The organism is Pseudomonas chlororaphis subsp. chlororaphis, from assembly GCF_003945765.1.
Taxonomy (GTDB): Bacteria; Pseudomonadota; Gammaproteobacteria; order Pseudomonadales; family Pseudomonadaceae; genus Aquipseudomonas; species Aquipseudomonas chlororaphis.
This window is the reverse complement of sequence record NZ_CP027712.1, coordinates 3137646-3150733: the sequence shown is the minus strand read 5'-3', so window position 1 is coordinate 3150733 and position 13088 is coordinate 3137646. Positions and strand designations below refer to the sequence as shown.

Sequence of the window (13088 nt, the reverse complement as noted above, 5' to 3'; positions counted from 1 at the left end):
TTTAATCACTTGGGCAAAATAATACTCGGAGCTCGACTTATTGCTGTGGATGTCGAGCCATAAATCATAAAGTTAACATCTCGACCGGCTTGTTTACTTAGCTGACTAGCCAGATCATTTAAACCTAATATTTTTAGGTCTCTTGTGCTTAGTGGGCCTGTTCGCGCACCGCCACTTCTTAGCCCAACCCCCAAAGACTCTGCTTTTTTCAAAAGCTCTGAACTTGCCAGCGCAATATCAAAATCACTAGTCCTTCCAACATCGAACGCCTGTCCAGTTCGGTAACTTTTACCTGTTATTGCGCTCCCCTGAAGAATGGGCTCAACATTTCCATAACCTGCTTTCGACAAACCATCTCTGATACTAGCACCGAAATTAGAAAACTCTTTTACATTCGCAAACCCACTAGGCACAGTTCCTTTTGCACCACCTCCATTCCCCGATGTATTAGAGCCTTGCTCACCACTCGACGCAACCCTGTTGCCCCACCCTTTTTCACCGACCGCCAGTACCCTTCCAGCACCTCTTATACCAAGAGATTTGACCTCCCCCAGCACAGCATCAATCAAGAACTCGGCAGCCACAACATAAGGCTCGCCTTTCAGAACGCTGTCGGCGTTCGACTTGGCCTCCTCGTGCACATCCTTCATGAACTCGGGAGTACGGTCGGTCAGCGCGGCCGCCAACTCGATCGCCGCAGCTTCTTTCACTTCCTCGACTTTGTCCCCAAGCACTTGGTTGATCGCCGCGTTGGCTGCCAGGCTGACCGCAAGCTTTAAAGGCCCCATGATTGCCTGAAGAGACAGTGAAATAGCCTGCATTTGTTCTGCCGGAAGTTTACCGGCAAGTTTCAACACATTTACGAGCGGATTGAGCATGGCCTCGCCCGCGTTGCGTGGGAGAAGGTCAATACCTGTCTCTCCGATCTCCACCACATCACCCGGCCTCCAACCAGGCGATGGGTTAACAGTGCCATTTGGGTTGTCGTTGAGAATATGGAGCTGTCCATCATAGCTAGCCGCTTGAGTGGCAAAATCACCTAATGCCTTCAGCACATTCTCATCGAGTGATTCAAGCGCTTTCGGATCAACGCCGGCACGAACGAGATTCTTGGTAATCGTAAGGGCGCGTTCGTCGTCAAACACTGCACGAACTTTTTCCGGTACATCGCTACTATCCACGTGCTGAGCCTGGATATCGTTCCATGTGGTGGTAATAGCATTGAAGACCCGGCTGATTTGCTCCTTCTGGTTTTTGGGGAAGTCGACGGCACTATCGGTCCAACGATTCACGGTATCGATTGGATGCCTTACCGCATCAATCGAAGAGCTGCTGGCATATAGATCCGTCCGATGCTCCTGATCACGAGTCACCTCGTAAGCCTTGTTCACATCACGATTGAGCCCGGCTGTGGAGTCCTGCCCAGTAGCCTTGTCGTGATGTACGACAATCTCGCCCGCCCCCACTGTGGCGTTCAGCGTCTGCTCACGATCCTTGGTGTAGTTGTAACCCTCTACTGCCCAACTGTTTTTATCCGGGGCTTCCATGTCGTTGTTGGGTTTGTCGGCCTGGGAGCCGCCTTGGCCACCATAGCTGCCGCTGACATTAAGGTAGTAACCGTGTTCGTTGTCCTTGCCGGTAATGTTGCGGAATCCCAAAGTGTTCGTGTCCAGTTTGAGATTGCCGTTATCAGCCGACACCACCGCACCATCAAGCTGTGTGTGGTTTTCGGTGCGAATATCGACTGCGTTTTTGCCACTGATTACTGTCTGGTTCTCAACCCAGTTGGTTTTGCCGGTGGTTTTTCCATAACCAACCGAACCACTGACACCATAAAAGGAACCGGTGATGCTCAGGTCCAGTTCTTGCCCGCGCACTTTGCCGGTATTGGGCACAGAGGTCACAGTAAGGTTGCGTCCGACATCACCGATCACTTCGTCGCCACGTAACGTGGCGCCTGCAATGTTGGTATCACGACCACTTTCGAAGTCCAGTTTATTACCTGCGTATAGATAGGCCTCCTGCTGTTGAATGCCTTCACGATTGAGATCGCCAATACCGATATTGGCGGAGCCGTAGATACCAAACCCGTCTTTGCCAAGGATCAGGCCGCCTTCCGCCCCCCAACTGCGGCGGTCGTGCTCACTGCTGGAGGCATTTTGCGCCGACAGGATGTTCAGGTCGTTGGCAGCCTTGAGTTTGATATCCCGTTCGGCGGTGACTTGAGTACCGATCAGCGTCAGGTCATTTTTCGCGTCCAGATTGATGCTGCCACCGGCATTGAGTTGGGTCGGGGTGGACGTGCCGTGGTTCGACTCATACTTGCTGCCGACATTGCTGACACCTACGCCGATTTTGAAACCGCCAGTGGTTCCGCCTTTGAGTCCTCCTTTGCTTTGGGTCTGATTCCCATCGCTGCTCTCGGCGCCGTGGGCTACATCGAAGGTAATGTTGCGGCCGGTGACATTGATATCGCGCCTGGCATCGAATTGACTCCCTTTCACGTTGACATCATTTTCAGCGTCAAGCGTGATATCACCACCGGCCGACAAACTGGATGGACGGTTTGTCACGGAGGTCTGGGTCTGAGTCGAACCAATACTTGATGAGCCCGCATGGCCATCGAACTTCGGTCCGCTAAAGAACTGATCAAGGGTATCGACCGACTTCAGAACGCTGGAACCCTTGCTGACCCCATCCTCACCTTTACCAGCGCCTTTGAGGCCATCCATGGTGTTGCCAAAGTTATAAGCGACAGTAGTGGTGGTACCGGTACGTTTCACACTGTCACGGGTAGTGACTGTGCTGGCTTCTTCCACCGCATCAATATTGATGTTGTGACCGGCCTTGAGCTTGATGTTGTTTTCGGCGGCCAGGTCAGACCCCTGCTGGTTAATGTCGCGGCCAGCAGTCACCTTGAGGTTTTGCCCTGCATCGATGGAGCTGCCCGCCGCGGTATAGCCGCTGCTATCCACTCCATGCTTGATGGTTTCATTACCGACGAACGTGGTGAATCCGTTGCTATCGATGGTCTGCTTGAGGCCATAGCTTTTGTCGGTTTCCCAGCTGTTGCTGCGCTGCTGATCGGTAGACGCAACAACGTTGACATCGCGTCCGGCATCCAGCTTCGCGTTGTTATCGGCGCTGACACCGCTGCCAATGATATTGATGTCACGGGCAGCATTCAGAATGGCGTCATGTCCAGCGTTGACCTGGCTGCCAACACTGTTGGAACTGATGACTTCGCGCCCTCCCTTGTGCGAAGAGTTGAGGGTAAGGTCGGCGCCAGCGCCTGGTGTACCGGCGAACAAACCAATGGTGTCCTTGAGCGACAGGCCGAGCTTCTTCTTGTACTCCTCGGCACGACTGTAGGCTTGGTCATCGGCAGACGACAGCGTGATATCACCGGTTTTATCCACCAGCCCAGCGTGCAGTTCGGCATCGTTGTCGGCGGTGACCTCACTAGCGTTCAGGCGAACATCGCGCCCCGCGACCACCACCGCATCGCGGCCCGCATTCAACTCGCTACCGATCTGGGTAACGGTGGTCTGCAACTGACTCTTGCCGCTGCCCGACATGCCGAACAGACCGGTCTTGGTCTTCTTGCTGTAAGCCCCGGTTTCTTCTGTGGCCGAAAGCACCGCAACATCGTTGGTCGCACCGACCACCAGATCGTTACTCGCCTTCAGCTGGCTACCGATAATGGTGACGTTACGCCCACCATCGAGACTGACTGCACCATCTTCATCCTTGGAGGTATTGACGGTCAGGTCATGTCCAGCCTCTATCACAGATGCAACGTTGCTGCTGTCGTAGCTCTCTTTCTGAGTAGTGCTGCTACGGCCGAACGAACCTTTTTTCTTCTTGTAGTAGTAGGAGGAACTCTCGTCTTTTGCGGAGGCGACGGTGATGTCCTGAGCCGCATCGAGGCTGACGTCTTCCTGGGCCTTGATCCGACTAGCGATGATGCCCAGATCGTTGCCTGCATTCAGGGCAATGTCGCGCCCGGCGTTCAGTACGGAAGCCTGCTGAGTGGTGCTATGGGTTTCCTGCGCTCGCCTCTTGCTGCGCGAGACGTAATCGCTCTCGTTGGCTGCTGAGGTGACCACAATGTCGTTGCCAGCATCGACACCGATATCACGCTTGGCGTCCAGGCGACTGGCAACGATGGCGACGTCATGATCGGCGCTGATCGACAAATCCCGCCCGGATTTCACTTCAGCGCCTTGCTGAGTAATGGTCTGATTGAGGAAATTGCTGCCACGTGAATTCGTGCGGCGATCCTGAACCGAGGTGATGTTGACATCGCGATCAGCGTCGAGCGTCATGTCTCGACCGCTTTGCAAAACCCCACCAATGTTGTTGATGTCACGACCGGAGTTGATCGTCAGGTCATTGGTTGCCTCGATCCGCGCGGCACTGTCGAGATAATCACGATGGAGCAGATTTCCACCCCGGCGGACATCAACACCGGTCACGTCACGCTGGTTGATCACATCGCCCTTGGTCGCCGTCAGTGTCACGTCACGACCGGAAATGATGCCGCCCGATTTGTTGACGATGTTGTTACCCGCCTTCAACGTCAGTCGATCACCCGCCTCGATCAAGCCGGTATTAGTGAGGTCGTTGCCGGCCTCGGCCGAGAGGTTGTTAGTAGCGCGCAGGGTGCCGGCATTGTTCAGGTCCTGGCCCGCGATCAGGGTCATGTCGCCGCCCTGGATCAATGCGCCATTGGGTGCTAGACGATTATTCGCCTGAGCCATGTAGAGCACGGGCACCAGGACTTTTTCACCGTTCACTACGTGCTCTTCGAGCCAGACGATGTCGTGGGTCAACGCCGCGACTTGCTGGGAAGTCAGCGTCACGCCCATGGACAAGTTCAACTGCTCCTTGCTGGCGATGGCGTTGTTCATCAGGTACTTGAACATCGCTTCGTCGGAGGTCTGGCCGTCGAGGAAGCGTTGCCCTGTGCGGGCGACGATCGCTTGCTGGATCAGACGTTGCTCGAACAAGCCGTCGCCCAGGCGCTTGGCGCTGGTGTCCGGGTCGTAACCGAGGTTCGCCAGCAGATAGTCCGAACTCATGAATTGCTTGAGGTTGGTCAGTGCCGGGTTGGTTTCGATCAGGTACTTGTGCGGGTTGGAACGTACGCTGGTGTCAGGCAGCCCCTGCACACGCGGCACATTGAAAGAAGCGCTTCCGCCGTTGGGCAACGACATACCAACCGGACCGTCACCGTCAGCGGCTTTGACATTGATCTGAGCGGTCTTGTCGTTGAGGTTCACCGACGGACGACTGGCCAGGGCCAGCTCACGAGCTTTGACCGAGACCGGGTCGTTCTTGTCGAACTGGAATTCGGTTGCACGCACGGCAGGCATACCGTCCGAACGCTGTGTGGTACCGGCAGAAACGGAACCGATGGTCCAACTCTGTCCAGGCACGATCGCTTGCTCGGTGCCGCCTTTACCGCTAAGGCGGAACAGACCGTTATCGCCAGTTGGCAAGGTGAAGCCAGGTAGCGTCAACGGGTTGACCTGTTGCTGGGCCAGGTCCGGTGACAACTGCGAGTTGATACTGATGACGGTCGGGGTGACTTGACCGGCGAGCTGCGTCGATCCCAGACGAGAGGCACCGGCCCCTACGGCGATCCCCTCACGAACCACACTGTTGGTCAGGTTCTGAGTGGCGTTGATGTAAACCTTGCCACCGGCCTGAACGACAGCATTGGCGTAGCTCGACGGGCCATTGTAAGTGATGGTGTTTTCAAAGAAGGCGGCGTTTTTGACAAAGTCAGGAGCCTCGCTTCGTACCCCACTACTGTAACTCGGAGGCGCAAAACTGGAGGGACTACCCGATGCTTCTACCCATATTGATCCAAACGCAGTGTAAGGGGTGGCCTCACCACCACTACGGCTTCTCACGCGGGTGAGAGCCTCAACACCTTCGCTATTCCATACATGCAAGCTAGGGTAGACAAAACGCCCGTCTCTATATGCGTAGGGACTCGAATCATAAGAAGGGTCATTGGCCGCGTTGTAATTCATGATCTCGAGCCATCGACGCATGTATTTTATTTCTGTGCCCGGGGCATTAAGCGAGCGTCTTATGCTGTAATCACCAACCGCCGCCCCTTGGTTAGTGAAGTTCTGCAGATTTAACGACAGGTCGTTTCCTGCACTGATAGTGGAGGCGTTATTCAGTAGCTCTCGACCATTACCCGTGAAGTTTCGACCTGCCGTCAAACTGGCAGACGCCGAGTCTTGAACGATCTGCGATCGGTAGTTTTCCACCCAAACCAGATACCCAGGGGATTGGGTATTACTAATTTCACCAAACGATGAACAGCTGTAACACCGGACCCCGATAGCTCCCGAGACCAGACCGCCCCCCGTTACCTCGAATACATCCTTGCGGTTCTCGATATGGTCGGCCGCCAGGGTCATGTCGCCGACACTTTCGATGGTTGCCGAAAGGTTGTTGATCGATGAACTCCAACCATTGCTGTCATCTCGGGCAATGCTGATATTGCCCAGACCATAGATATCCGCGTAGCGGTTGGTAAGCGTCCCCACGCGCAGAGCCATGTCGCCACCACTGAAAATCAGCCCGTTCTGGTTGAGCAATGAGTTGCTGCTGATACGCAAGTTACCGGCACCACCGAGGGTTCCGTTGTTAGTCAGCGAGACGGCATTGACGGTCAGGCTGCCAGCCGATGTGAGCCGTCCCAGATTGGTCAAGCTGCCACGGCTGGTGATGGTTGCGGTGGTGCCGCCAGTGATACTGGCGGCAGTGGTCAAATCGATCTGCGAGGCCGTAAGCCCCAGATTCCCGACACTGCTGACCCGGCCGTTGCCACCGTACGCTCCGCTCAAGTCGAGGCTGAAGGTACCGTTACTGGCCAGCAGGCCTTCGTTGGACCAATTGACCCCACGACCGATGAAACTGTCAGAGCCCAACAACTGCCCAGCTGTGGTTTGCACCAAGTTGTTGACGTTAACCGTCAACCGCCCCGCCTGAATCACGCTGCTATTGGTCCAGCTGTCCGCATTCAACGTCAGCCCGCCGCGCGTCACCAGCGTGCCACCGGCATTCATGACATTGGCCGTCGAGATATCGAACTCACCCACGCCCACATGGGTGACAGTCCCGCCAGTATTCAAGAAGCTCGGCGTCGCCAGCGTCAGATCAGTGTTGGCGGTTTCCACCACGCCATTGCGGTTATCGAACAGGCTGCCAATCTGGAAGTTGGTTTTCCCGCCGGTGCCCAGTGCACGCAACTTGCCAGTCTGGTTATCGAGACTGGTAGCACGTACTGCGAGGGTATTGGCGCTTTCGATCAGGCCGCCGCGGTTGGTGAGATGGCTATCGAGAACAACGTCGATCCCATCGCCGCTGATCTTGCCGGCGTTGTTGTCCAGCGTGCCGCCAATAACCTTGACCAAGCCTTTGGCGTAGATCCCGCCGTTGCTGTTATCGATAGTGGCGCCACCAGCGTTGAGCAGAATGTCGCCGGTGTTGGCGGCAATGCGCCCGCCGTCGCTATAGATTCCACCCAGGGCTTGCAGGTCGAGACGGTTGCCCTCGATCTTGCCGCCCTGGCCGTTGCGCAATACACCGATCAGGCGAGTCTGCAGCAAACCTTTGAGGCTCGACAGCACACCGGCGCGGCTGTCGAGGCTGGCGGCGGTGATGTTCAGATTACCGCTCTGCGCGATGATCTTGCCGCCCTGGTTGTCTATGGCGCCGCCCTTCACGTCCAGGGTCAAGGCCCCCTGGCTTTGCAGCGCGCCTTGGGCGTTGTTGAGGGAACTGGCTTTGACGTTAACGCCGGCATCACGACTGTAGATCATGCCGTCGGCGTCGTTGCGAACACTGCCGGTGGCGGTGAGGTCGAGCTGAGCATTGGCCGACACCGTCCCCTTTTGGCTGTTGTTCAGGCTACCGGTCAACAAGCTCAACAAACTTTGGCTGAGAATCTGACCGCCCTGATTGTCGATGCTGCTGGAACGCTTGATCACCAGCGACCCCGTACTCCCCAGCGCACCTTTGATATTGGTCAGCGTACCGAGCAGGTCAAGGGTGACGCTGTCCGCGCCGACCACACTGCCATTGGTGTTATCCAGGCTCGTTCCGGTAAAAGTCAGCGCTTTGTTAGCGGTGACTTTCCCCGATGCGTTGTTCAAGGAGACCGCACTGATATCCAGTGTGTCGCTGCTTTCGATCAAGCCACCCGATGTGTTGTTGATCGCGCCCTGAATCATCGTCAACGTCTGCTTGCCGCCACTGGTGACGATGCCGTTGCTGTTGTCGAGGCTGGCGGCAGTGATGGTCACGACGCCTTTACCCGCCAGGCCACCCTTGGTGTTGTTGATCAGCGCACTACCGAGGTCGATGTCCAGGTTGCCGAGCAAACTGGAAACCGTACCTTCCTGACTGTTATCAAGAGTGCCGCCGTTGACAGTCACAGCGTTCCAGCCGGACACCAGGCCACCCTGGTTTTTCATCTCGGCTGCCGTGAGGCTCAATCGATCGTTGCTGATCAGGTTGCCGCCACGGTTGTCCAGGCTGTTGCCGGTCAGGCTGAAGCTGTTGACGCTGGAAATCTCCCCCTTCTGGTTATTGAGGTCACGCAGATGGGTGATGCTCAACACGCCTTTGGTGTTGATCAGGCCATCCTGGTTATTCAGGTCCGCCGGTGTCATTCCCAGATCGATACTGATGCCCGCCCGCCCCAGCAACGTGCCGCCCTGGTTGTTCAAACCGTTGCTGGCGATGGTCAGTTGTTGCGCGGCCTTGACGGTGCCTTTGTCCTTATTGCTCAACAAGCCGTCGACGGTCACGTCGAGATCGCTATCACTGAGCAACACACCCGCACCGCTGTTATCCAGGCTCGCTGCACGAATCTGCAACGCAGCAGCAGCGATCTTGCCTTTGATCGAGGTCAGCGCGTTGTCGATTTTCAGGGTGAGTTTCTGATTACTGAGCAGTTGGCCACTGTTGTTGTCCAGCGACTTGGCGAGCAGATCAAAGGCCTGTTCGCTGGAAACCTCACCATTGCGGTTGTTCACATCGGCGAGATTTTTCAGCGACAACTGGCCCCGCGCATTGATGAAGCCGTCCTGGTTATTCAGCGCACCGCCGTTCAGGTTGAGGCTCAGGTTGCCCTTGCTGAACAGCTTGCCACCCTGCTGGTCGAGCCCCCGGATATTGGCCACCAGTGAATTGGCCGCACCGAGGCTGCCAGCGGTATTGGTCACCTGACCGGCGCTGATTTCCAACTGGTCGTCGGAGTAGATACTGGCCTGGCTGTTGATTAGCGTACCGGTGGTGATGCTCAGGTTACCCTTGCTGCTGACGATGCCTTTGTATTGATTGTCCAGCGCGCTGCTGTTGATCGCGAGCGTCGTGTCAGTCAACAGCTTGCCATCCTGGTTACTGATGGCGCCGCGAGTGTCGATGGTGAGGGCCTTGGCACTGGAGGCCGTGCCGCCGTTGTTGCTCAGGCTTTGGGCATTGATTGTTAGTGCACCTTCGCTGACGAGGCTGCCCTGATCGTTGTTCAGATCCGCAGAGAGGTTGATCGCGAGGTCACGTTGTGTGGTCAGGCGGCCGCTGTTTTCCAGAGTCTGTCCAGTCAGCGTCAGCCCCGTGTCGCCGGACAGCTGGCCTTTATTGCGGTTGATGACCTGTCCCACGGTCAGTGCCAGGTTGCCGCCGGCCAGAACGTAACCGCTGTCGCTGTTATCGAGCCAGGCCCCCGTCAGGGTCACGTCAGTCTTGCTCGACAATTCGCCAGTGCGGTTATCGAGACGGTCGACGGTCAGTTTCAGCACTTTTGTCACGCCTACCAGGCCTTCCTGGCGGTTATCCAGCTTTGCCGCCTGGATCGTCAGACCGTTGTCGGCGATGACCACGCCGCCCTGGTTGTCAAAGAACTCGGCAACCGTGAGATCGACATCCCCACGGCCACGAATTTCTCCGTTGGCGTTGTCCAGGCTGGCGCTGCGGCTGTCGAGGCCGGCGGACGCGATCAAGCCCTTGATGTTGCTGAGCGCGCGATCGACGACGAGGCTGAGCTTTTCATTGCTCAGCAGCTTGCCGCCATCGTTGTTCAGGCTTTGCGCGTTCAGGCTCCAGGCTTTGGCACCGGAGATTTCGCCGCCGTTGTTGTTCACCTCGTTGAGGTTTTTCAGCAGCAACTGACCCGGCGTATGGATATTGCCGAGCTGGTTATTCAGCAGGCCGTTGTTCAGGTCGAGGGTCAGGTTGCTGTTGCTGAACAACTCGCCACCGTCCTGATCCAGCGACGTGACCGACACATGAAGTTGCTGCTGGCTGCCGATTTGCCCACCGGAGTTGTCAACGTGCGCGGCCGTCAGCAGCAGCGTGCCGTCGGTGGCCAGACTGCCGCCCTGACGGTTTTTGAACTCGCCGGTGGCCAAGGTCGAATCGGCCTTGGCGCTGATGATACCTGTGTCACTGTTGTCGAGGCTGCCGCTGGCCAGCGTCAGGCCTTTTTGCGAGGCGATCAATCCGCCCTGGTTTTGCAACGCGGCCGTCGTGGTGAGTTCCATGGCCTCGAGGCTGGACAGTTTGCCCAGTCGATTGTCCAGAGAGTCTGCTGTGAGCGTCAGGGTACCTTCGCTGCTGATCAGGCCTTGCTGGTTCTCCATCGCACCATCAAAGGTCAGCACCAGGCTGTTCTGACTGACAATTTTGCCCGCGACATTGTTGAGTCCGACGCCGTTGAGCGTGCTCGCGCCTTTGCTGAAGATCAGGCCTGTGGTCTGGTTGATGATCTGATCGACCTTCAGTGCCAGAGTCATGTCGGATAACACTTTGCCGCCGTCGCTATTGCTCAGGCGCTTGCCACTGATCTGCATATCGGCCTGGCTGGACAACGAACCGCCGTGGTTGTCGACCTGCTCAACGTTGACCGTCAGCGATTTGAGGGACGCGACGAGGCTGTCCTTCTGATTGTTCAGGGTTTTGCCAGCGAGTTTCAGATTGCCTTCGGCAACCAGTTCACCGCCCTGCTGACTGAGAGAGTCGATGTTCGCCTCAACGTCGCCCTTGCCGGAGATCCGGCCAGCGTCGTTGGTAACCTCCTTGGACTTCAGGCTGACCAAGCCATTGGCCGTCAGCAGACCACCGTTGCGGTTGTCCAGCTTGTTGCCATCGAAGGTCAGTGCAGCCTTGCTTTCGAGGCGCCCCTTATCGCGGTTATCCAGTTCGGTGACCGACAACTTCACCGCCTGATCCGCACGAATCACCCCGCCACGGTTGTCGGTGTTGGTGCTGCTGACGGTCAGGGTATTGAGGCTGGAAATCTTGCCGCCGCGGTTATCCAGGCGAGTAGTAGCCTGCACATCCATTGCGCCATTGGCCTGGATCAGGCCTTTTTGGTTATTGAGCTGAGCGCCGATCCGGGTGGTCAGTTGACCTTCGCTGCTCAGCTCACCTTGTTGGCTGTTGTCGAGGTCTTGTGCCCGGACAGTCAGGCCACTTTTCCCCCTGAGAGTGCCGTCGACATTGTTGATCACGCCACTGGCCGTGATATCCAGAGAATGTCCAGCCATCACCAGACCGGTAACGTTGTCCAACGACGCCATGTTCAGGGTTGCATCAACCAGGCTGGTCAACTCGCCATTGCTGTTATTCAACTGGCCGATCGTGCCCGTCAAATTGCCCGTACTGTTGATCACCCCATTGGCGTTGAGCACCTGACCGGCCGAGAGATCAAGATTACCGCTGCTCAGCACCCGGCCCTTGCTCTGGTTATCCAGGGTCGCGGCGCTGACGTTGGCGCTCTGCCCCGCACTCAAGGTGCCGCCCTGGTTGTTCAGCGCCTGTGCCGCGTTCACCCTCAGATTGCGACTGGCGATCACGCTCTTGCCGCTGTTATTGAGGCTCTGCGCGCTCAGGCTGACATCGCCATTGGCATTGCGGCTGTTATCGGCATTGACCCCGGCTTCGATGATGCCGTTGTTGCTCAGTTGCCCACCGGCGCTGAGGGTGATGCTGTCGCGCGCGGTCAGGTTTTGCCGGTTATTCAGGTCGCCCTGGGTTTGCACTGTGAGTGCGCTGCCGGCATGGACCGATCCTTGGGCATCCAGACTCGCTGCCTTGACCTTGACCGCGCCATTGGCCGCCGAGGCGTCGACCATGCGCAGTTGGCCGTTGGCATCGAGCTGGATATCGCCGCCGCTGGCGATCAGTTTGCCGTCGAGTTTTACCCCGACCCCGGCCTCGGTGCCCACCAGCCTGATCGCCCCGGCGTACATCCCGCCCAGGGCCGAGGAGTCGATGGCCAATTCCGGCTTGGTGCTGCCGTCGTCGGCGCGCGCCGTGGCGTTCAGGGTGCGGGCGTCGACGTCGTTGCGGCCGGTGACGATGGTCAGGTTGTTCGCCTGGATCTCGGCGTTGATCCTGGCGCTGCGGGTGATGATTTCGAAGCGGTCGACGTTGCTGGCGTTGAGCTGGGCGCCGTCGATGGTCACTTGCCCCTGATCGACCTGATAGCGCGTGAGCTGGCCGTTTTCGATCACCGGCTTGCCGGTGGTCAGGGTGGCTTTCGGGGTGTTGATGAAGCCGCAGCCGTTGCAACTGATGCCATAGGGGTTGGCGACGATCACATGGGCCGACTGCCCTGCCACTTCGGTGTAGCCGCGCAGCTGGCTGGGGCTGCCGCCGTTGACTTCGTTGAGGATGGTTTGCGCCGCGACGCCCTTGAGGTTCGGGTTGCCGACGATGATCCCGCCCAGTTGGGTGCTCTGCGTGCGGTCGGTGGCGTTGTTGAGGATCACGCCCTGCTGGCCGACGTTGTAGTCGTGGAACTGGTTATGCGACAGGCCGCTGCCATTGGGCGTGGCGATATTGACGATGGGTACGCCGTTGCCCGCCTGCCCCAGGCTGGTGCCCGGCGCGCTGACCACGATGCCTTCCGCCTGGGCCCACAGCGGTTGCCAGAACATGGCGTTGGCCAGGATGAACGCCAGGCCGCGCTTGGGTAGGCCGCAGAAGTGCTCGCGGGTTTTCAGGGCGGCAGAAGGCTGGCGGGCCAGGAAAGCGAATTGGCGAACATCCAT

Annotated in this window: 1 protein-coding gene; it reads right to left on the bottom strand. The window is 57.5% G+C overall.

Features of this window, described 5'->3' with window-relative positions; all coding sequences use genetic code 11:
* Window positions 1–5 precede the first annotated feature (5 nt).
* Window positions 6–13088 (bottom strand): hemagglutinin repeat-containing protein, encoded by a 13083-nt coding sequence (locus tag C4K27_RS14485; RefSeq protein ID WP_125738028.1) that lies wholly within the window; start codon window positions 13086–13088, stop codon window positions 6–8.